This window comes from Nonomuraea sp. NPDC049400 (assembly GCF_044466425.1).
GTDB lineage: Bacteria > Actinomycetota > Actinomycetes > Streptosporangiales > Streptosporangiaceae > Nonomuraea.
Map to the genome: position 1 here is coordinate 97,596 of NZ_JBITMP010000003.1, position 21,693 is coordinate 119,288.

Here is a 21,693-nt window from a genome sequence, read left to right on the forward strand (position 1 = left end):
CTAGCATCTCGTTACGTGGCGAAGGTAACAGATCTGGTCAAACGCTTGCTCGTGGGGCGGGCCCTACGAAGCGGCCAGCTGCACGAGCAGCTACTCCCCAAACGGATCGCACTACCGGTTTTCGCGAGCGACGCGCTCTCCTCTGTGGCGTACGCGCCGCAGGAGATTCTGGTCATCCTGTCACTGGCCGGCGTCTCCTTCTATGCATACAGCCCCTGGGTCGCGATCGCCGTCGTGGTGGTGATGCTCACCGTCGTGGCGTCGTACCGGCAGAACGTGCACGCCTATCCCAGCGGCGGCGGCGACTACGAGGTGGCGACCACCAACCTCGGCAAGAACGCCGGGCTCACCGTCGCCAGCGCGCTGCTGGTCGACTACGTGCTGACCGTCGCGGTGTCCGTCGCCAACGGCGTCGACTACGTCGGCGCCACGATCCCGTTCGTGGCCGAGCACAAGCCCGCCGTCGCCATCGTCATCGTCATCCTGCTCACCGTGGTCAACCTGCGCGGCATCCGCGAGTCCGGCGTCGCCTTCGCCATCCCGACGTACGGATTCATGATCGCCGTGCTGCTCCTGATCGCCTGGGGCGGGTTCCGGCTGCTGGTGCTGGGTGAGGAGCTCCAGGCGCCGAGCGCCCAGTTCACCATCGAGCCCGAGCAGACCAACCTGGCCACCTTCGCGGCCGCGTTCCTGATCCTGCGCGCGTTCTCGTCCGGCTGCGCCGCCCTGACGGGCGTCGAGGCCATCAGCAACGGCGTGCCCGCGTTCAGGAAGCCCAAGAGCAAGAACGCCGCCACCACGCTGCTCATGATGGGCCTGGTCGCGATCACCATGTTCGGCGGCATCATCGCGCTCGGTCTGGCCTCCGGAGTGAAGGTGGCCGAGCCGGCGGTGGTCGCGGATCACCTGCTCAAGCCCGACGGCACGCCCGTCGGCCCCGACTACTACCAGCAGCCGATCATCTCCCAGGTGGCCGACGCGGTGTTCGGCGGCGGGTCGCTGCCGTTCATCGTGATCTCGGCGGTGACGGCGCTGATCCTCTTCCTGGCGGCCAACACCGCCTTCAACGGCTTCCCGGTGCTCGGCTCCATCCTGGCGCAGGACCGTTACCTGCCGCGCCAGCTCCACACCCGCGGCGACCGGCTGGCCTTCTCCAACGGCATCGTCATCCTGGCGGCCGGCGCGTGCCTGCTGCTGTGGGGCTTCCAGGCCGACGTCAGCCGCCTGCTGAACCTCTACATCGTCGGCGTCTTCGTCTCGTTCACGCTCAGCCAGACCGGCATGGTCATCCACTGGACCCGCCACCTGAAGACCGAGACCGACCCCAAGGTGCGCCACCAGATGCACCGCTCCCGCGTGATCAACTTCTTCGGCGGGATCATGACCGGACTGGTCCTGGTGGTCGTGCTGCTGACGAAGTTCCTGGTCGGGGCGTGGATCGTGTGCATCGCGATGCCGATCCTGTTCCTCATGATGAAGGGCATCAGGGGCCACTACGACAAGGTGGCCGCCGAGCTGGAGCTGACCGACGAGTACGAGCCGGCCATGCTGCCCGCGCGCAACCACTCGATCGTGCTCGTCTCCAAGCTCCACAAGCCGACCATGCGCGCCCTCGCCTACGCCCGCGCCACCAGGCCGTCCACGCTGGAGGCCGTCACGGTGGGCGTCGAGGGCGAGGAGGCGCGCAAGCTGCAGGAGGAGTGGGAGCGGCGGGGCATCCCGGTGCCGCTCAAGATGCTCGACTCGCCGTACCGCGAGATCACCCAGCCCATCCTCGACTACGTCAAGAGCCTGCGGCGGCGCTCGCCGCGCGACGTGGTGACCGTGTTCATCCCCGAGTACGTGGTCGGCCGCTGGTGGGAGCACCTGCTGCACAACCAGAGCGCGCTCAGGCTGAAGGCGCGGCTGCTGTTCAAGCCGGGGGTCATGGTGACGAGCGTGCCCTGGCAGCTGCACTCCTCCGACCGGCTCAAGGGCAGGCCCGAGCCGTTCGCTCCCGGGGCCGTGCGCCGCCCGTGGCACGAGACCGTCAAAGATGAGGAGCACCTCCGGGCATAGGGTGTTCCTGTGGAACAGGCATCTCTCGAGCTGACGGTAGGTCCGGTCGCCCACGGCGGCTGGTGTGTGGCGCGCCATGAAGGGCGCGTGGTGTTCGTCCGGCATGCGTTGCCCGGCGAGCGCGTGATCGCCCGCGTCACCGAGGAGACCACCCGGTTCCTGCGCGCCGACGCCGTGGAGATCCTGGAGGCCTCGCCCGACCGGGTGGTGCCGCCCTGCCCGTACGCGGGCCCGGGGCGGTGCGGCGGCTGCGACTGGCAGCACGCCACGGTGGAGGCGCAGCGGCGGCTCAAGGCGCAGGTCGTGGCCGAGCAGCTGCAGCGGCTCGCGGGCATCTCGCGCGAGGTCGTGGTGGAGGAGGTGCCGGGGGCCAAGGACGGGCTCGGCTGGCGCACGCGGGTGCAGTTCGCCGCCCGGCCCAGCGGCGAGCTGGGCTTCCGGCGGCACCGCTCGCACGAGATCGAGGTCGTGGACGCCTGCCTGATCGCCCATCCCGAGGTGGAGGCGGTCGGGGCCGAGCAGCGCTCCTGGGCGGGGGCGGCCGGCGTCGAGGTCATCGTGTCCTCGGCCGGCGACCGGGCCGTGGTGGTCACGCCCAAGCCGCGGCGCAGTGTCGCGGTGCCCGAGCTCGACGCGCCCGCCTCGATCCTGCTCGACCAGGGCAAGGGCCGTACGGTGCCGCGGCGCGGCTCCGGGGTGCTGCGCGAGCAGGTGGGCGAGCGGGAGTTCCGGGTGGCGGGGAGCGGCTTCTGGCAGGTGCACCCGGGTGCGGCCGAGACGCTGCTGGACGCGGTGCTGGCGTACGCGGCGCCGGAGCCGGGGGAGTGGGCGCTCGACCTCTACTGCGGGGTGGGGCTGTTCGCGGCCGGGCTGGCCGAGGCCGTGGGGCCGTCCGGCGCGGTGTTCGGCCTGGAGTCGGAGGCGGCCGCCGTACGCGACGCCCGGGCCAACCTCCGCGACCTGCCGCAGGCCCGGGTGGAGCGGGGCCGGGTCGAGGAGGCGCTGGACCGCTTCCAGATCGAGCGCGCGGACCTCGTGGTGGTGGACCCGCCACGTTCCGGGCTGGGGCGCGAGGTGGTGGAGCGGATCGCCGCGCTGGAGGCCCTGCGCATCGTGTACGTGTCGTGCGACCCGGCCACGCTGGCGCGGGATCTCGCCTGGCTGGCTGAGCGCGGCTACACCCTGTCTGATATGCGGGCCTTTGATGCATTTCCCATGACCCACCACGTGGAGTGCGTGGCGCTGCTGTCCCGAAGTTGACCTCGACCTCACTTGAGGTTGCACAGTGGGGCGCATGGAGAGCTTCAAGATCGGCGTCATCCTGCCCGGGGTCGACGTCATGCGCCGGGACGGCATCGACCTGCGAACGGCGGCCCGGCACGCCGAGGACGCCGGGCTGGACGGCGTGTGGCACGGCGACCACCTGGCCCTCGGAGGGCCGACGCTGGACGGCCCGATCGCCCTGGCCACCGCGGCGGCGGCCACCGCCGAGATCACGGTCGGCACGAGCGTGTTCATCCCCGCGATCCGGCCCCTCGCCTGGGCCGCCAAGCAGATCGCGACCTTGCAGCACGTTTCCGGCGGCCGCGTCGTGCTGGGCGTGGGTTCGGGTGGCGGGCCCGGGCAGTGGGCGGCGGCCGGGGTGCCCTACGGCTCACGTGGCCGCCGTACCGACACGGCCCTGGAACTGCTGCCCCGCCTGCTGGTGGGCGAGGAGGTACGGCTGCCCGACGCGCCCGGCGAGCCGCCGGTCCGGCTGGCCCCTGCCGCGGCGATGCCGCCCGTGTGGGTCGGCAACGCCTCCGCGGTGGCGATCCGGCGGGCCGCGCGGCTGGGCGACGGCTGGTTCCCGTCCCTGATCTCGCCCGCGGAGGTGGCCGAGGGCCGGGTCCGCCTCGCCGAACTGGCCGCCCAGCACGGCCGCCCCACGCCGGTCATCGCGATCGGCGGCGCGGGCGCCCTGGGAACCGGGCCCGGCCTTCCGTCCCGTGAGGAGATCGCGTCGGGCATCAGCGCGGCCTACGGGCGGCCCCTGGAGGAGGCCGTCCCGATCCCGCTCACCGGCCATCCGAAGGAGGCCGCGGAGCAGCTCGCCGCCTACCGCGAGGCGGGGGCGAGCCACGCGATCATCGGCATCTCGGGGGGCGACTGGCGGACCCAGGTGGACCTGCTGGCCGAGGCCCGGAGCTACCTGCGCCTATGAGCGGGTCGCCTCGTAGCCGGGGGTTGGGGCCGGGGCGGTCCGGGTCGCCTGGCGCATGGTCAGCACCAGTACGGCCAGGCCGGCGAAGATGACCGCGGCGACGACGCCGGTGACGTGCAGGCCGGCGGTGAACGCTTCCCGCGCGGCGTGCAGCAGTTCCGCGCCCTGGCCGGCGGGAAGGCGCTCGCCGGCGGCGATCGCGCCGGCCAGCGAGTCGGACGTGCCGTCCATCCGGCTGCGGTAGACCACCGCCGCCACCACGCCGAGCAGCGCGAAGCCGAGCGAACCGCCGAAGTAGTTGCCGGTCTCCGACATCGACGCCGCCGAGCCGGCGCGCTCCGGCGGTACGGAACCCATGACCAGCCCGGTGCCCAGCGCGAACAGCGGGCCGGTGCCCAGCGCGAGCACGGTGATGCCGATCATCACCAGCGGCAGGGCGCTCGGACCGTCGACGGCCACCAGCAGCAGGCTGCCCAGCGCCGACGCCACCAGCCCGCCGGCGATCGCGGTCGTCTGCTTCACCCGCCGGGCCAGCGCCGGCGCGGCCATGGTGCCGACCGCCACGCCCAGACCCATGGGTGCGAACAGCACCGCCGAGGCGACCGGCGAGAAGCCCAGCACGCCCTGCAGGTACTGGGTCACCAGCAGGCCCGTGCCGGCCATGGCGACTCCGGCGAAGACCAGCCCGACGAGCACGGCCGTGAACGGGCGGTTGCGGAACAGCCGCAGGTCCAGCAGCGGCGTCTCCAGCCGCAGTTGCCGGCGTACGAACAGGAATCCGATGGCCGCGCCGGCGACGAGGGCCACCGCCGGCACGACCCGCACGCTCTCGACGGTCAGCTGCTTGATGCCGTAGACCATCAGGAGCACCGCCGCGAGTGACAGCCCGACGCTGGCCAGGTCGAGCCGGCCGGCCTGGTCGCTGCGGAACTCCGGCAGCAGGACCGGCCCGGCGAGCACCAGCACCGCCATCGCCGGCACGGCGACCAGGAACACCGATCCCCACCAGAAGTGCTGGAGCAGGAACCCGGCGAGCACGGGTCCGAGCGCGCCGCCGGTGAACTGGCAGGTCGCCCAGATCGCGATGGCCAGCCCGCGCTGCCGGTCGTCGCGGAACATGTTGGTGATCAAGGCAAGCGTGGACGGCGCCAGGGTCGCGCCGGCGATGCCCAGCAGCGCACGCGCGACGATCAGCGTCAGCGGATCGGCCGCGAAGGCGGCCACGACCGACAACACCGCGAACGCCGCCCCGCCGATCATCAGCAGCCGCCGGCGGCCGATCCGGTCGCCGAGCGTGCCCATCGTGATGACCAGGCCGGCCACCATGAACCCGTAGCTGTCACTGATCCACAGCTGCTGGACGTTGGTGGCGCCCAGGTCGGCGCTCAGCTGGGGGAGCGCGAGGAGCAAAGCCGTCGTGTCTATCGCGACGAGCAAGGTCGGCAGCATGAGGACGCCCAGTCCCAGCCATGCCCGGTTGACTCGCATATCCGAAATTTCCTGTTCTCTCGACGTTTCGCCGGTTGGTCGGAACGGTCGAGGGCTTCTTGACATCGGCACGGAAGGAAAACTCGTGCGAAGAAATCTGGCGAGGGTATGTCAAGACGACGGCGGCGGCTCCGACCAACGGGTCGAAGGGCCCAGCCGGGGCCCCGCGAAGCACGAGGAGTACGAGATGAAGTTCCTGATCAGCATGCATATCAACCCGGCCGTGCTGGACGCGCTGACCGACGAGGAGAAGGCGGCGATCGGCGAGGGCCACGGCAGGTTCATGGAGGAGCTGAAGAGGTCCGGAGAGCTGATCCTCACGCAGGCGCTGGTCGACCCGTCGCAGGCCGCTGTGGTGTCCGTACGCAACGGCCAGCCTGTGGTGACCGACGGCCCTTTCCTGGAGGCGAAGGAGTTTCTGGGCGGCTTCTACCTGATCGACTGCGAGAACAAGGAGCGGGCGATCGAGCTGGCGGCGCAGATCCCGGACGCCGCGATCGAGGGCCTGGGGATCGAGGTGCGACAGGTGATGTTCTCTGACGGACAATTGGAGGCATGACCGCACCACCCATCGGGGACCTGCTGCGTGAGCTCACGCCGCAGGTCCTCGGCACGTTGGTACGCCGGCACGGCCAGTTCGAAGGGTGCGAGGACGCCGTGCAGGAGGCCGTGCTCGCCGCCACCGTGCAGTGGCCGGCCGAGGGAGTGCCGGACAACCCGCGCGGCTGGCTGGTGACTGTCGCGTCCCGGCGGCTCATCGACCAGATGCGCAGCGACCACGCGCGCCGCGAGCGGGAGTCGGCGGTGGCCACCGAGGTGACGCCCGAGGACGTGCCGGACACCGACGACACCCTCGTCCTGCTCTTCCTGTGCTGCCATCCGACGCTGACCGCGGCCTCGCAGACCGCCCTGACGTTGCGGGCGGTCGGCGGCCTGACCACCGCTGAGATCGCCCGCGCGTTCCTGGTGCCGGAGGCCACGATGGCGGCCAGGATCAGCCGGGCCAAGCAGCGCATCAAGGCCGCCGGCAGCTCGTTCAGCCTGCCGGAGGGCGCGGAGCGCGAGGAGCGGCTCCGGGTCGTCCTGCACGTGCTCTACTTGATCTTCAACGAGGGCTACACCGCCTCATCGGGCAGCGAGTTGCACCGCGCCGACCTCGCGCACGAGGCGATCCGGCTGGCCAGGATGGTGCATGCGCAACTGCCCGAGGACGGCGAGGTGACCGGGCTGCTCGCGCTGATGCTGCTGACCGACGCCCGCCGGGAGGCACGTACGACGGCGGCAGGCGACCTGGTGCCGCTGGACGAGCAGGACCGCAAGAAGTGGGACCGCAGGCTGATCGACGAGGGCATGGAGCTGGTCAAGGCGTCGCTGGCCGGCCCGGCGCTGGGGCCGTACCAGTTGCAGGCCGCCATCGCCGCCACGCACGCCGACGCGGCCACGGCCGAGGAGACCGACTGGTCACAGGTGCACGCGCTCTACCTGATCCTGGAACGGATCGCGCCCAACCCGATGGTCACCCTCAACCGGGCGATCGCGCTCGCCAAGACCGAGGGCCCGCAGGCCGGGCTGGCCCTGCTGGCCACGCTGGACGGCGACGAGCGGATGGCCGGGCATCACCGGCTGCTGTCCGTACGGGCGCATCTGCTGGAGGAGACCGGCGACACGGCGGGGGCGTACGAGCACTACCGGCGCGCAGCGAAGGCCACCGCCAGCATCGCCGAGCAACGCTACCTGGAGTCCCGGGCCGGCCGGGTGAGACCGTAGCTCCCGCCCTGAGGGCGGAGTCAGAGCCAGCCCATGCGCTGGGCCGTGCGGATCGCCTCCAGGCGGTTCTGGGCGTTGAGCTTGGTCATCGCGCTCGACAGGTAGTTGCGTACGGTGCCCTCGGTCAGGTGCAGCTCGGCCGCGATCCGCGAGATCGTGGCCCCGTCGCCGGCCAGCCGGAGCGCGTCGCGCTCGCGGTCGGTCAGCGGGCTGTCCCCGGCGGCCATCGCCGCCGCGGCCAGCTCGGCGTCGAGGTAGCGGCCGCCGGCCTGGACCTTGCGGATCGCCATGGCCAGCTCCTCTGCCGAGGCGTCCTTGCCGAGGAAGCCGCTCACGCCCGCCTCCATGGCCCTGCGCAGGTAGCCGGGGCGGCCCAGGCTCGTCAGAATGATGATCTTGCACCGGGAGCTGATCTGCTCGGCCGCGCTGAGGCCGTCCATGCCGGGCATCTCGATGTCGAGCACCGCCACGTCAGGGTGGTGCTCGGCCACGGCGGCCACGACCTCGTCGCCCCGGCCCACCTGGGCGACGACCTCGATGCCTTCCTCGAGGTCGAGCAGGGCCGCGATGGCGCCCCTGATCAGGTGCTCGTCGTCCGCCAGCAACACCCTGGTCGTCATGCCGGCACCGCCGCCCGCAGCAGGTAGCGGCCCTCGTGCGTCGGCGAGGCCTCCAGGATGCCGCCCGCCGCTCGCACGCGCTGGGCCAGCCCTGCCAGGCCGTTCGGCATGTGCTCACCCGCCGGCCCGCTCAGCCCGTCGTTGGACATCTCCAGCACTCCGTCCTCGATCGTGATCGTGCAGCGCTCGGCCTTGCTGTGCTTGAGCACGTTCGTCGCGCCCTCGCGGACGACCGCGGCCAGCAGCGTGCGGGCCTCCGGCGCCAGGGTGCCCGTCTCCGCGTGCACGGTACACCGTACGTCCGCCGCCTCCAGCACCGCGCGCACGCTGGCCAGCATCTCGTCCAGGTCGACGGCCCGGTAGCTCTGCACGACCGAGCGCACCTCGCGCAACGACTGCCTGGCCAGGTCACGTACCGCGAACATCTCCTCGGCGGCCGCGCCCGCGTCGGCGGGCAGCGTGCGGGAGGCGTTCTCCGTGCGGGCCGCGATGTCGGTGAGGCTCTGCCCGAGCAGCGCGTTCAGGTCGCGGGCGAAGCGCAGCCGCTCCTCCGACACCGCCAGCCTGGAGCGCGCCTCCTGCCCTTCGTAGGCCTCCTTGGCCACCTCCCACAGCCACAGGTTGGCCAGCACGCCGCCGACGCTGATGGCGGTGAGCAGCCCCTGCGTCACGATCAGCGGCAGCACGGACGCGCCCAGCAACCCCACGTAGAGGTTGAAGGCCACGACGGACAGCACCGACAGGACCACGGCGGTGCGCCTGCGCACGAACGGGGCCAGCGTCGCCAGCCACGCCGGCATGGCCCACACGAGCCCGAAACCGGCCAGGACCAGGCTGATCGCGCCCGTCACCGCCAGGATCGCCATCGGCCGCGAGCCGCCCCGCATGGCGACCCGGAACGGCCGCGTCGCCAGCACGTTGAAGACCAGCAGCAGGACGGCGCCGGTCACGACCGCCGGCAGGGGCACCCCCGCCTCCCAGCGGACATACCAGTCGTAGTAGCCGATGAGGGAGACCAGCAGGATGGCGTCGGTGGAATAGACGATCAACCAGCGGAGCTTGTCCAGCTTCGTCGCGCGCCACATCATGTCGGCACCGCCGCCCGCAGCAGGAACTCCCCCGCCGGGGTGGGCGCGGCCGAGAAGGAGCCGCCCGCCGTGGCGAGGCGCTCCGATAATCCCCGCAGGCCGTTGCCGGGGGCGGGCGGCCGCGCGGGCACTCCGTCGTTGAGCATCTCGAGCACTCCGCCGTCGATGGTGATCGCGCAGCGCGTGGCGGTGCTGTGCTTCAGCACGTTGGTGGCCCCTTCGCGGACCGCCCACGCCAGCAGCGTCCTGGCGGACGGCGACAGGCCGTCCGCCCTGGCGTCGATCAGGCAGCGGGCGCCCGCCGCCTCCAGCGCGGCACGGGCGCCGGCCAGCTCCTCGTCCAGGTCGAGCGTCCGGTATCCGTGCACCGCCTGCTGCACCTCGGCCAACGAGTCGCCGGCCAGCCGGCGCACCTGGGCCATCTCGTCGGCCGCCCGCCCGGCGTCCTTGGTCGCCAGCTTGGCGGCCAGCTCGCTCTTCAACGTGATGACCGACAGGCTGTGCCCGAGCAGGTCGTGCAGGTCGCGGGCGAAGCGCAGCCGCTCTTCCGACACCGCCAGCCGGGCCTTGGCCTCCTTGCTGTCGTGGGCGTCCCTGATCGTCCACCAGAGCCAGCGCCAGAGCAGCATGGACGCGGTCATCAGGATGGCGCTGAGCGTCTCGGGGATCAGCACGTCCAGCCAGGGCCGATCGGTGATGAGCACGACATAGCCGGTGACCAGGCCGACCACGGCCACCCCCAGACAGAGCGTCACGGTCAGCCGGACGTAGAGTGCCGCGGTCGACAGCCACAGGACGCCGAGCTCCAGCCAGCTGGGCGTGTCCTCCAGCGGCTGGTGCGGCAGCATCGCGACCGAGACCGCCGCGAACAGCGTCGCGAGCACCAGCTTGGCCGTGGGGCGGTCCGGCCTGGCGTCGTAGGCGTCCCTGAGCACGAAGGGGAAGAGCCCGAAGAACCCGAGCATGCAGGCGACGGTGATCGTCGCGTGGAGCGAGGTGACCCGGCCGGCCGTGGCATGCAGCACGGTGAGGGTCACCATCATCACGCCCAGCAGGCCGACCACGGCGTCCATCCAGTGGAGCAGGAGCTTCCGCGCCGTCTCCGGACGCGCCGCCATCACGCCCACCCCCTGCTGCCGGAACCCTTGTCGGTCTTGGAAATCCTATATTCAGGCAGAGCCCTCCCAAAGAATCCGTGACACGTCGGGTCTCGGGGCGACTCCGCGGAGCGACAGCCAGGCCAGCCCGTGGCGGGTGGCGTACGAGATCAGCGTGCGTGCGTCGATCTCGTTGAGATCGCCAGAGCCGGTCAGCACGGGGGTCAGCGCGATGCGCCGCCATGCCTCGTCGGGGTCGGTCAGGCCCTGAGCCTGCGCGATCTGGCTCCTGGCCGCCAGCACGGCCTGCGCCATCCGGTGCAGGCGGCCGTCGGCGGAGCCGCGCGGCTCGATCTCGGCCAGCAGGTTGACGGTGCCGATCTCGGCGCCCGCCTGGCGGGTGGCGCGCAGCATCGCGACGACGCCCGCGTCCAGCCCGTCCTGTCTCAACGGCACCGTGAAGCTGACGTGGAGCGGCCGCTCGCGCTGCATGGCGTAGATGGCCCGCGCCCTGCGCAGCACGGCGGCCCGGTCGTCGCTGTCGCGGACCTCGAAGTCGACGGCGGCGGCGTCGAACGCCCCGACCACCCTGCGGTAGGCGGCCGCGAGCCCGCCGGGCCTCGTGCACGTGCCGGCCAGCTCATGCCCGCCCGGGCCGCCGAACACGGGCGCTGCGTCGCCGCCCAGGGCCCTGAGGCGGCCGATCCGGTTGGCCACGGGGTTCGTGCCGGGGTCGAGCGGGTCGGACTCGGACGGGCCATTCCATTTGGGGGCGCAGCCGTCGTCGCCCGCCACGAGGTGGCCGAGCGCGTAGCGGCGCACCCCGGTGCGGCGGGACTCCTTGTACAGGTCGAAGCCGGGCTCGCGGGCGGTGTCGACGAACTCGACGAACCCGGAGGGCGGCTCGTCCGCCACCGGTGGCGAGACGGCAGGGGTGTGCCTCATCACCGCCGGCGGCGGCTTCGGCGCGGGGCTGGCGCCCGCGGGGAGCATGCGCACCGCCATGCCGGTGGCGCCGGTGAGCGCGAGCGCGCCGAGGATCGCTAGCGGTCGCGGGAGCGTGCCTGGCTCCCTCTTGTGCCGTGGCATGGCAACCCCGTGTGATCAGTCGGCTACGTACGGGCGCTGTCGCGAACGCTAGCAAGCACGCGGACCTCCGCGCGGGGCTTTTCCGGCACGCGTCCGTTGTGTACGCATAATGTCGTCATGAAGCTGCGGATCTTCACCGAGCCCCAGCAGGGCGCGACATATGACGACCTGCTCACCGTCGCCCAGGCCACCGAACGGCTGGGCTTTGACGCTTTCTTCCGTTCCGACCACTACATGCGCATCGGCCCCGGCGACCCGGGCCCCGGCTCCACCGACGCGTGGATCACCCTTGCCGGCCTGGCCAGGGAGACCTCGAGGATCCGGCTGGGCACCTTGGTGACGCCGGCCACGTTCCGGCTGCCCGGACCGCTGGCCATCAGTGTGGCGCAGGTCGACCAGATGAGCGGCGGCCGGGTCGAGCTGGGTTTCGGCACCGGCTGGTTCGATGGTGAGCACTCGGCGTACGGCATCCCGTTCCCGCCGCAGAACGAGCGGTTCGGGCGGTTCGAGGAGCAGCTGGAGATCATCACGGGCCTGTGGACCGCGGAGAAGAGCTACTCCTTCGAGGGCCGCTACTACCGGGTCGTGGACTCGCCCGCGCTGCCCAAGCCGGTGCAGAGCCCGAGGCCGCCGGTCATCATCGGCGGTTTCGGCGCCAAGCGCACACCGCGGCTGGCTGCGGCGTACGCGGACGAGTACAACCTGCCGTTCCGCACGCTGTCCGACACGGCAGAGGGCTTCGGCCGGGTGCGTGATGCCTGCGAGACGACCGGGCGCAGCCTGGTCTATTCGGTGGCGCAGACCACGATCGTGGGCCGCGACCGGGCCGAGATCGAGCGGCGCGCCGCCGCCGTCGGGGAGAACCCCGACACCCTGCGGGAGAACGGCCTGGCCGGCACCCCGGCCGAGGTGCTGGAGAAGATCGGGAAGTTCGCGGACCTGGGCGCCGAGCACCTCTATCTCCAGATCCTGGATCTGCAGGATCTGGAGCACCTGGAGCTGATCGCCGCCGAGGTGCTCCCGCACGTCCGGTAATCGATTGGCGGCGCTTCGCGGGGGTACGGCAGACTTGGGGCGTGCTGCTGACGATCACCACCACCGCGAGGCCCGCCACCGATCTGGGCTTCCTCCTGCACAAGCATCCCGAGCGGGTGCAGGAGTTCGGTCAGTCGTTCGGCACGGCCACGGTGTTCTACCCCGAAGCGGGCGACGAGCGCTGCACGGTGGCGCTCATGCTCGAGGTGGACCCGATCGCGCTGGTCAGGTCGCGCGGCAAGAGCTCGCCCGACTTCAGCCTGTCGCAGTACGTCAACGACCGCCCGTACGCGGCCTCCTCGCTGCTGGCCGTGGCGCTGGCGGACGTGTTCCGCACCGCGCGGTCCGGCCGGTGCAAGGCCAGGCCTGAGCTGCCGGGCACGCCGCTGCCGCTGGAGCTGCGGCTGCCCGCGCTGCCCTGCCGGGGCGGCCCGGAGCTGGCGGCGCGGCTGTTCGAGCCGCTCGGCTGGGCGGTGGACGCGCAGGCCTTGCCGCTCGACGAGGGCTTCCCCGAGTGGGGCCAGTCGCGTTACGTCCGGCTCACCCTGCGCGGGACGGCGCGCCTCGCCGACGCGCTCAACCACCTGTACGTGCTGCTGCCCGTGCTCGACGACGGCAAGCACTACTGGATCGCGCCCGACGAGGTCGACAAGCTGATCAGGGCCGGTGAGGGATGGCTGCACGGTCACCCCGAGCGCGGCCTGATCACCCGGCGCTACCTGGGGCGGCGCTGGGCGCTGGCCCGCACCGCGCTGGCACGGCTGGCGGAGCTGGGCGACGAGACCGAGGAGGAGCTGGAGCCCGCGGTCGAGGAGGACGCGCCCGCCGGGGAGACCGCCGCCGACGAGGCGGCCGCCGCGGAGGCCGAGGCCCAGGGCGACGCGCCCCAGGAGGAGGCCGCCCAGGAGGAGGCCCCCAAGGCGAAGCCGCTGAACGTCCGCAGACGCGAGGCGGTGCTGGCCAAGCTGGAGGAGCTGGGCGCGGTCAGCGTGGTCGACCTCGGCTGCGGCCAGGGCGAGCTGGTCGGCGCGCTGCTGGCCAGGCCCAGGTTCGCCCGGGTGAGCGGCATGGACGTGTCGTCGATGGCGCTCACCATCGCCGCCCGCAAGCTGCGCCTCGACCGCATGCCCGACAGCAAGCGCGCCAGGCTCACGTTGTTCCAGGGCGCGCTCACATACACCGACAAGCGCCTGTCCGGCTACGACGCCGCCGTGCTCATGGAGGTGATCGAGCACGTCGACCCGCCCCGGCTGGCCGCGCTCGAGCACGTCGTGTTCGGCCACGCCCGCCCCCAGCACGTGCTCGTCACCACCCCCAACATCGAGCACAACGTCCGTTACGAGTTCCTGACCGGGCTGCGCCACCCCGACCACCGCTTCGAGTGGACCCGCGCCGAGTTCGCCGCCTGGGCCACCCGCGTGGCCGGCGAGTACGGCTACCACGTCACGTTCGAACCGGTCGGCGACGACGACCCCGAGGTCGGCCCGCCCACCCAGATGGGAGTCTTCACCCATGATCAGCGTTCCTGAGCTGTCCCTGGTGGTGCTCGTCGGCGTCTCGGGCAGCGGCAAGTCGACGTTCGCCAGGAAGCACTTCAAGCCCACGCAGGTCATCTCCTCCGACTTCTGCCGCGGCCTGGTCGCCGACGACGAGAACGACCAGGCGGCCACCCCGGCGGCCTTCGACCTGCTGCACCACATCGTCGGCGTGCGGCTGGCCAGGGGCCTGTTCACCGTGGTCGACGCCACCAACGTCCAGTACGCCGCCCGCAAGAGCCTGATCGAGCTGGCCAGGCAGCACGACGTGCTGTGCGACGCGATCGTGCTCGACGTGCCGGAGGAGGTGGCCGTCGAGCGCAACGCCGCCCGCCCCGACCGCGATTTCGGCCGCGGCGTGGTGATCCGCCAGCGCAAGGACCTGCGGCGCTCGCTGAGCAGGATCTCCAACGACGGCTTCAGGCGGGTGCACGTGCTGCGCGGCCCCGACGAGATCGACGACGCGGTGATCACGTACGAGAAGGCGTGGTCCGACAAGACCGAGCTGACCGGCCCCTTCGACATCATCGGCGACATCCACGGCTGTCGCTCCGAGCTGGAGGCGCTGCTGCGCAGGCTCGGCTGGGAGGGGCTCGCGCATCCTGAGGGCCGCACCGCCGTGTTCGTCGGCGACCTGGTGGACCGCGGGCCGGACATGCCCGGCGTGCTGCGCCTGGTGATGGACATGGTCGAGGCGGGCACCGCGATCTGCGTGGCCGGCAACCACGAGCAGAAGCTGGTGCGCGCGCTCAACGGCCGCAAGGTCAAGGTCGCGCACGGCCTGCAGGAGTCGCTCGACCAGCTCGCCGAGCAGCCGCCCGAGTTCGTGGAGCGGGCCAGGACGTTCATGGACGGCCTGCTCAGCCACTACCGGCTCGACGGCGGCCGCCTGGTCGTCGCGCACGCGGGCCTGAAGGAGGCCTACCACGGCCGCGCCTCCGGGCGGGTGCGCGCGTTCGCCCTGTACGGCGACACGACCGGCGAGACCGACGAGTACGGCCTGCCGGTCCGCTACCCGTGGGCGGAGGAGTACCGCGGCAGGGCCATGGTCGTCTACGGCCACACCCCCACGCTCCGCCCCGAGTGGGTCAACAACACGATCTGCCTCGACACTGGCTGCGTCTTCGGCGGTCACCTGACCGCGCTGCGCTACCCCGAACGCCAGATCGTCCAGGTCCCCGCGGAGAAGGTCTGGTACGAGCCGGCCAAGCCACTCGGCTGCGCGGCCCGCGATCCCGGCATGCTGGACATCAACGACGTGATCGGCACCCGGCACGTCGAGACCGGGTTCGGCACCCGGGTCAAGGTCATGGAGGAGAACGCGGCCGCCGCCCTCGAGGTCATGAGCCGGTTCGCGGTGGACCCGCGCTGGCTGGTCTACCTGCCGCCCACCATGGCGCCGCCGGAGACGTCCCAGCTGGACGGCTACCTGGAGCACCCGCACGAGGCGTTCGAGGAGTTCGCCGCCGCCGGGGTGCGCGAGGTCGTGTGCGAGGAGAAGCACATGGGCTCCCGGGCGGTCGCCGTGCTGGCCAGGACGCCGGAGGTGGCGGCGGCCAGGTTCGGGGTGACGGACGGCAGCGCCGGCGCCGTCTACACGCGCACCGGGCGGCCGTTCTTCAACGACATGGCGCCGCTGGTCACGCGGCTGCGCGAGGCGTGCGAGCCGCTGTGGGCCGAGCTCGGCTCTGACTGGGTGGTGCTCGACTGCGAGCTGCTGCCCTGGTCGGCGAAGGCCGGCGAGCTGATCAGGTCGCAGTACGCCTCCGTCGGGGCGGCCGCCCGCGCCGCGCTGCCCGAGGCGGTCTCGGCCTTGGAGGCGGCGGCAGGGCGCGGGCTGGATGTGGGCGATCTGCTGCATCGCACCCGCCGCCGCTCCCACAACGCTGCCCTTTTCCGCGACGCTTACGCACGGTACTGCTGGCCGGTCGACGGTCTGGAGGGCGTCCGGCTGGCGCCGTTCCAGATCCTGGCCTGCGAGGGGCGGGCCACCGCGCTGGAGCCGCACGCCTGGCACCTGTCCACGCTGGCGCTGCTCGACTCGCCGCTGATCACCCGTACCGAGCACGTCTTCGTCACGCTCGACTCGCCGGAGTCCCGCGCGGAGGCGACCGCGTGGTGGGAGTCGATGACGGCGGCGGGCGGCGAGGGCATGGTGGTCAAGCCCGCCGCCTACGCGCCCGGGCGGGTGCAGCCGGGAGTGAAGGTACGCGGGCGCGAATACCTGCGCATCATTTACGGCCCCGACTACACCGAGTCGCTCGACGTGCTGCGCAGGCGCTTCCTGGGCAAGAAGCGCTCGATGGCGCTGCGCGAGTACGCGCTGGGGCTGGAGGCGCTGTCGCGGCTGGCCGACGGGGAGGCGGGCTGGCGGGTGCACGAGCCGGTCTTCGCCGTGCTGGCCCTGGAGTCCGAGCCGGTCGACCCGCGGCTTTAACGGCCTGGCCTGCGGGTATCTCCCCCACCTCGGGGGAGGACCTGCATGGCGACCAACCACACCCAGCACGAGCATCTCGGCCACGTGGTGTTCATCACGGCGGCCGCGGCCATGGGCGGGTTCCTGTTCGGCTACGACAGCGCAGTCATCAACGGCGCGGTCGTCGGGATCCAGAAGTACTTCCGCGTGGGGCCGGTCGAGACGGGTGTCGTGGTGGCCATCGCGCTGCTCGGATCCGCCGTGGGGGCGTGGGCGGGCGGCGGGCTGGCCGACCGGCTGGGGCGCACCAGGACGATGCAGGTGGCGGCGTTGCTGTTCGCGATCAGCTCGATCGGGCAGATGCTGCCGTTCTCCGTCTGGGCCCTCGCGTTCTGGCGCGTGGTCGCGGGCTTCGCGATCGGCATGGCGTCGGTGATCAGCCCCGCGTACATCGCCGAGGTGGCCCCGCCCGCCTACCGGGGCCGGCTGGGCTCGTTCCAGCAGCTGGCCATCGTGCTCGGCATCGCGGTCTCGCAGCTCGTCAACTACCTGATCGTCCAGCTGGCCGGCGGCAACGTGAACAACCCTCTGGGCGCCCTGCAGGCCTGGCAGTGGATGCTGGGCGCCTGCTTCGTGCCCGCCGTGCTCTACCTGGTGTTCGCCCTGACCATCCCGGAGTCGCCGCGCTACCTGATCATGGCCGGACGCACGAGGAGGGCGCGCGAGGTGCTGGCCGAGGTGGAGGGCGAGGACGTCGACCTCGACACCCGCATCGCGGAGATCCAGCACGTGCTGCGCACCCAGCGCGTGCCGACGATGAAGGACTTGCGCGGGCCGGCGTTCGGGCTGCTGCCGATCGTCTGGATCGGGATCACCCTGTCGGTGTTCCAGCAGTTCGTCGGCATCAACGTGATCTTCTACTACTCGTCCGTGCTGTGGCAGTCGGTCGGCATCAACCAGGCCGACTCGCTGCTGATCAGCTTCTCCAGCTCGATCATCAACATCGTGGGCACGTTCATCGCGATCTCGCTGGTGGACAAGATCGGGCGCCGGCCGCTGCTCCTGATCGGCTCGGCCGGGATGACGGTCGCCCTTGCCACCGCCTCGTGGGCGTTCAGCGCCGCCCAGGTCGTGGGGAAGTCGGTCACGCTGCCGGACCCGCAGGGGCCGATCGCGCTCGTGGCGGCCAACGTGTTCGTGCTGTTCTTCGCGCTGTCCTGGGGCGTGGTGGTCTGGGTGCTGCTGGGGGAGATGTTCCCCAACCGCATCCGCGCCGCCGCCCTGGGCGTCGCGGCGGGAGCGCAGTGGCTCGCGAACTGGGCGATCACGGTGTCGTTCCCGGCGCTGGCGCAGTGGAACCTGCCGGCCACCTACGCCATGTACGCGTTCTTCGCGCTGCTGTCGTTCCTCTTCGTCATCAAGTGGGTGCGGGAGACCAAGGGCCGCAAACTCGAAGACATGGGCTAATCTCCGGCATGTGATCGACGACGTCCTGGGTCCCGGGCTCGACGTGCTGTTCTGCGGCATCAACCCCGGCCTCATGTCCGAGGCCACCGGCCACCACTTCGCCCGCCCGGGCAACCGCTTCTGGCCCGCGCTGCACCTGTCCGGCTTCACACCGCGCCTGCTGGCGCCTGCCGAGCAGCATCTCCTCCCCTCGTACGGCCTCGGCATCACGAACGTCGTGGCCCGCCCCAGCGCCAAGGCATCGGAGCTGACCAGGCAGGAGCTGATCGAGGGCGGACTGGCGCTGGCGGCGAAGGTGGCCGACGTGGCGCCCAAGATGCTCGCCGTACTGGGGATCTCGGCCTACCGGACGGCCTTCGCCCGCCCCAAGGCCCGCATCGGCCCTCAGGACGAGCTCGTCGGCGGAGCCAGGGTCTGGGTGCTGCCCAATCCCAGCGGGCTGAACGCCCATTGGACCCTGGCCACCATCGCCGGCGAGATGGGCCGCCTGCGCGGCTACTTGGCGACGAAGTCCTGGGTCCAGTAGATCCGGCCCTGGGAGTTCTTGGCCGCGCCGACGCCGATGAGGTTGTACCTGCAGTTCATGATGTTGGCCCGGTGACCCGGGCTGTCCATCCAGCCCTGGACCACTGAGGCCGGGGTGAGCTGGCCGAAGGCGATGTTCTCTGCGAAGGCGTTCCCTCCGGTGAAGCCGGCGGCCCTGACCCGGTCCATGAAATCGCGGCCGTCCTTCGAGTCGTGGTCGAAGTAGTTCTGCTTCGCCATGTCGGCGGAGTGGCCGAACGCGGCCTTGCGGAGCAGCGGGTCGAACTTGAGCGGCGCGCAGCCGCCCTTCGCCCGCTCGGCGTTGGTCAGCCTGAGGACCTCGTTCTCCTGGGGCGTGCCGACCCCGCTCGGGGACGGGACCGTGGCGGGCGTGGACGTGCCGGTGGGCGCGGGCGTGACCGCGGGGGCGCAGGTCAGCTTGGCGGCCCTGGACTTGGCGGTGCGACCGCGGTAGTCGGTGGCGAACGCGTAATAGGTGCCCGATTTGCAGGGGAGTGCGAGGTTGATGCGGTCGTTCTTGGTGGCCCCGCTCTTGACGACGGGGTCGGTGCCGGGGACGGCGCGCATGATGCGGATACGCAGCAGCGCCGGATCGGCGCAGCCGCGACGGGTGGCGAACGACGTGATCTTGCGTTTGGCGCCGAGCCGGGGCTTGGCCACGCGCACACGGCACGAGGCCTCCGACGACACTTCCGAGCCCCGCGACGCCGCCGAGCCGCGTGCCGCCGGGCCCGGCGCCGCAGTGGTGCCCTGCGCCGCCGGCGGGGCCGGTGCTTGTGCCGCGCCCTGTGCCGAGGGCTCGGCCGCACAGCCGGCCACGGAGAGCGCCGCCAGGCTCACGAGCCCGCCGAATACCCCAAGGGGTCCACGCATAGGGGGTTGCCTCCAGTTGCGATAGACGCTGGATGGCTAGGCATTCTGTCGGGTTGAGACCGTTTTGTCATCAAATTGGGGCATTTGCCACAAGACTCGGGTAAACCAAAGTGATCGTTGAGGCGTCTGCGTCGCCGCGGCGCAGGCCCGGAACTCCTGCGCCATCGGGCTTCGCGAGCCACCATCTCCGTCACGGTTGCCTGAAGGTACGCACCGGGGTGGCGTCCGGTTCAGAGGGCAGGCGTCCGTGCCCGGGTTCGCGCGGTGGTAGGGCCCGCCGGCTTCGGTGCCCACGTTGAACCGGTTAGCCGGCTCGCTCACGTTCTGCCTGGGCAGCCCGCATTTCCGGCCGTGAGAGCGTTTGCGGGCAGCACGTCTCGAAACCGTTACGGCTATTGACGGCACTGATTCAGGATTTTACGGTCACGTTACTTATCCGGTTCAGCAGGTCCGGCGACCTGCGACTACTGAAGAGTGATCGCTCACCGGCGCCAAGGCGGGAGCGTTTTTGTGACTGGCCTGGGAGCGCTCCCAGCTAGTCGGAGCACGCGGTCCGTTTCGAGAGCAGCCGGCCCATCGGGGTGTCGACAAGACGTGCGAACCTTCGCGCCTGGCGCGGAGGAAGGAGAGAAGCGATGCGTAACCGGGCTCGGATCATGATTCCGCTCGTGGCGGCGGGCCTGCTCGCCGCGGCCTGCACCGGTGGCGGAGCCACGCCGACCCCGCCGGCCGGCCAGGCCAGCCAGGGTGCGGCGGCCCCCGCCAACCCTGACTCGCTGCCGCGCAACGAGACGCTCTACACGACCGGCACCCAGTGGGGCCCGCCCGCCAACTTCAACCCCATCAGGGAATGGGACCATGCCACGGGCACGAAGGGCCTGGTGTACGAGACGCTGTTCCACTATGACGCGACCGCGGGCAAGCTGACTCCCTGGCTGGCCGAGAGCGGCTCGTGGGCCGACGACAAGACCTACCAGGCCAAGCTCCGCCAGGGCGTCAAGTGGTCCGACGGCAAGCCTCTGACGGCCAAGGACGTGGTGTTCTCCTTCGAGCTCGGCAAGATGGAGACGATCCCGTACCACAACCTGTGGACCTGGCTGAAGAGCGTCGGGGCCGTGGACGACCAGACGGTGAAGTTCACCTTCGCCACGGCCAACTACCAGCAGTGGGACTTCAACCTCTTCAACCGGTCGATCGTCCCCGAGCACATCTGGAAGGGCCGCTCGGAGAAGGAGGTGCTCGACGGGATCAACGAGAACCCGGTGGGCACGGGCGCGTACACGTTCATGGCCAAGGACCAGGACCGCGTCGTGCTGCGGCGGCGTGACGACTGGTGGGGCAAGAGCGCGCTGAACATGGAGCCCAAGCCGCGCTACATCGTGGACATCGCCACCCCGAGCAACGAGGTCGCGCTCGGCCTGCTGCTGCAGAAGGGCATGGACCTGAGCAACAACTTCCTGCCCGGCGTGGCCAACCTGGTCAAGGGCAACTTCGGCCTGACGACCTACTACAACGAGCCGCCGTACATGTTGTCGGCCAACACCGCGTGGCTGGTGCCCAACACCACCAGGAAGCCGCTGGACGACCCCGCCTTCCGCAAGGCGCTCGCCACCTCGATCGACGTCAAGAAGATCGTCGAAGGCGTGTACGGCAACCTCGTCAAGGCCGCCAGCCCGACCGGCCTGCTGCCGCAGTGGGAGCAGTACGTCGACCAGAACGTGGTGGGCAAGTCCGGGTTCGCCTTCGACGCGGCCAAGGCGAAGACGATGCTGGCCGACGCCGGTTACAAGGACACCGACGGCGACGGCTACGTCGAGAACAAGGACGGCTCCAAGCTCAGCCTGACCGTCATCGTGCCGTCCGGCTGGACGGACTGGATGGAGTCGGCCAGGTCCATCGCCGCCAGCGCCAAGACCGCCGGCATCCAGGTCACCCCGGACTTCCCCGACTTCAACGCCCTGGTGGAGAAGCGCAGCAAGGGCGACTTCGACCTGCTGATCAACAACGAGCGGCAGCTGTCGAACTCGCCGTACACCTACTACGAGTACATCTTCCAGCTCCCGATCCAGAAACAGCAGAACACCGTCAACTTCGCCCGCTACGAGAACAAGCAGGCCTGGGACCTGACCAAGCAGCTCGACCAGGTCAAGACCGACGACGTCGAGGGCATGAAGAAGATCGTCTCCCAGCTCCAGCAGATCCACCTGGACGATCTGCCGGTGATCCCGCTCTGGTACAACGGCCTGTGGGCGCAGTCGAGCAACCAGGTCTGGAAGAACTGGCCGGCTGCGGCGGGCAGCACGCCCAAGACCCCGGCCGTGATGTGGCACAACTGGTTCGAGCTGGGTGGCTTCGAGACCCTCACGCAGCTTCAGCCCGCCGGCTCCTGACCCCATCGCCCCCCGCTCCGG

At 71.0% G+C, this 21,693-nt stretch carries 17 protein-coding genes; 11 read left to right on the forward strand and 6 right to left on the reverse strand.

Going from position 1 to position 21,693, the window contains the following annotated elements; translation table 11 throughout:
- Positions 1 to 15: 15 nt before the first annotated feature.
- Genes ACIBVN_RS04360 through ACIBVN_RS04370 form a run of 3 tightly spaced genes read left to right on the forward strand, consistent with a single transcriptional unit; the run spans position 16 to position 4,261 of the window.
- The gene (locus tag ACIBVN_RS04360) at positions 16 to 2,058 is read left to right on the forward strand and encodes an APC family permease (protein ID WP_397132548.1); all 2,043 of its coding nucleotides are present in this window, start codon (positions 16 to 18) and stop codon (positions 2,056 to 2,058) included.
- A 9-nt stretch (positions 2,059 to 2,067) separates the two neighbouring features.
- The gene (locus tag ACIBVN_RS04365; RefSeq protein ID WP_397132550.1) at positions 2,068 to 3,318 is read left to right on the forward strand and encodes a class I SAM-dependent RNA methyltransferase; all 1,251 of its coding nucleotides are present in this window, start codon (positions 2,068 to 2,070) and stop codon (positions 3,316 to 3,318) included.
- 34 nt (positions 3,319 to 3,352) lie between these two features.
- Entirely contained in the window at positions 3,353 to 4,261 is a 909-nt protein-coding gene (locus tag ACIBVN_RS04370; protein WP_397132552.1) for an LLM class flavin-dependent oxidoreductase, read from the forward strand.
- Here the strand turns inward: ACIBVN_RS04370 and ACIBVN_RS04375 are convergent.
- Positions 4,256 to 5,749: an MFS transporter gene (locus ACIBVN_RS04375; protein WP_397132554.1), complete on the reverse strand. Its 1,494-nt coding sequence runs from the start codon at positions 5,747 to 5,749 to the stop codon at positions 4,256 to 4,258. The two genes, ACIBVN_RS04370 and ACIBVN_RS04375, sit on opposite strands and share 6 nt — an antisense overlap.
- A gap of 187 nt (positions 5,750 to 5,936) precedes the next feature.
- Between ACIBVN_RS04375 and ACIBVN_RS04380 the strand changes: the two genes are divergently transcribed.
- Together ACIBVN_RS04380 and ACIBVN_RS04385 are read left to right on the forward strand one after the other, a co-directional pair.
- Positions 5,937 to 6,308, forward strand: a complete 372-nt coding sequence (locus ACIBVN_RS04380; RefSeq protein WP_397132556.1) for a YciI family protein — start codon at positions 5,937 to 5,939, stop codon at positions 6,306 to 6,308.
- Positions 6,305 to 7,516, forward strand: a complete 1,212-nt coding sequence (locus ACIBVN_RS04385) for an RNA polymerase sigma factor (RefSeq protein ID WP_397132558.1) — start codon at positions 6,305 to 6,307, stop codon at positions 7,514 to 7,516. Before ACIBVN_RS04380 ends, ACIBVN_RS04385 begins: the two co-directional genes overlap by 4 nt.
- A 20-nt stretch (positions 7,517 to 7,536) precedes the next feature.
- Here ACIBVN_RS04385 and ACIBVN_RS04390 read toward each other — a convergent pair whose 3' ends face one another.
- Genes ACIBVN_RS04390 through ACIBVN_RS04405 form a run of 4 tightly spaced genes read right to left on the reverse strand, consistent with a single transcriptional unit; the run spans position 7,537 to position 11,410 of the window.
- Entirely contained in the window at positions 7,537 to 8,136 is a 600-nt protein-coding gene (locus ACIBVN_RS04390) for a response regulator transcription factor (protein WP_349451538.1), read from the reverse strand.
- A complete protein-coding gene (locus ACIBVN_RS04395; protein WP_397132561.1) occupies positions 8,133 to 9,224 on the reverse strand; it encodes a sensor histidine kinase in 1,092 nt (363 codons plus the stop codon). The genes ACIBVN_RS04390 and ACIBVN_RS04395 overlap by 4 nt, the downstream gene beginning before the upstream one ends.
- Complete coding sequence (locus ACIBVN_RS04400) at positions 9,221 to 10,342, reverse strand: sensor histidine kinase (protein ID WP_397132563.1); 1,122 nt, start codon at positions 10,340 to 10,342, stop codon at positions 9,221 to 9,223. The genes ACIBVN_RS04395 and ACIBVN_RS04400 overlap by 4 nt, the downstream gene beginning before the upstream one ends.
- 51 nt (positions 10,343 to 10,393) lie before the next feature.
- The gene (locus ACIBVN_RS04405) at positions 10,394 to 11,410 is read right to left on the reverse strand and encodes a hypothetical protein (protein ID WP_397132565.1); all 1,017 of its coding nucleotides are present in this window, start codon (positions 11,408 to 11,410) and stop codon (positions 10,394 to 10,396) included.
- A gap of 117 nt (positions 11,411 to 11,527) precedes the next feature.
- On the opposite strand from ACIBVN_RS04405, the gene ACIBVN_RS04410 reads away from it, so the two are divergent.
- From ACIBVN_RS04410 to mug, 5 genes are read left to right on the forward strand one after another with little or no spacing between them, the layout of a single operon-like run.
- Positions 11,528 to 12,445, forward strand: coding sequence for an LLM class F420-dependent oxidoreductase (locus tag ACIBVN_RS04410; protein WP_397132567.1), 918 nt, complete (start codon positions 11,528 to 11,530; stop codon positions 12,443 to 12,445).
- Positions 12,446 to 12,486: 41 nt separating this feature from the next.
- Entirely contained in the window at positions 12,487 to 13,974 is a 1,488-nt protein-coding gene (locus ACIBVN_RS04415; protein ID WP_397132569.1) for a 3' terminal RNA ribose 2'-O-methyltransferase Hen1, read from the forward strand.
- Positions 13,958 to 16,417, forward strand: coding sequence for a polynucleotide kinase-phosphatase (locus ACIBVN_RS04420; protein ID WP_397132571.1), 2,460 nt, complete (start codon positions 13,958 to 13,960; stop codon positions 16,415 to 16,417). Before ACIBVN_RS04415 ends, ACIBVN_RS04420 begins: the two co-directional genes overlap by 17 nt.
- A gap of 45 nt (positions 16,418 to 16,462) precedes the next feature.
- The gene (locus tag ACIBVN_RS04425) at positions 16,463 to 17,863 is read left to right on the forward strand and encodes a sugar porter family MFS transporter (RefSeq protein ID WP_397132573.1); all 1,401 of its coding nucleotides are present in this window, start codon (positions 16,463 to 16,465) and stop codon (positions 17,861 to 17,863) included.
- Between the two features lie 10 nt (positions 17,864 to 17,873).
- Entirely contained in the window at positions 17,874 to 18,389 is a 516-nt protein-coding gene (mug, locus tag ACIBVN_RS04430; protein ID WP_397132575.1) for a G/U mismatch-specific DNA glycosylase, read from the forward strand.
- Here the strand turns inward: mug and ACIBVN_RS04435 are convergent.
- On the reverse strand, positions 18,359 to 19,282 hold the full coding sequence (locus ACIBVN_RS04435) for a CAP domain-containing protein (RefSeq protein WP_397132577.1): 924 nt from the start codon (positions 19,280 to 19,282) through the stop codon (positions 18,359 to 18,361). The genes mug and ACIBVN_RS04435 overlap by 31 nt on opposite strands.
- Positions 19,283 to 19,917: 635 nt before the next feature.
- Here ACIBVN_RS04435 and ACIBVN_RS04440 point away from each other — a divergent pair.
- A complete protein-coding gene (locus ACIBVN_RS04440; RefSeq protein ID WP_397132579.1) occupies positions 19,918 to 21,672 on the forward strand; it encodes an ABC transporter substrate-binding protein in 1,755 nt (584 codons plus the stop codon).
- Positions 21,673 to 21,693 lie beyond the last annotated feature (21 nt).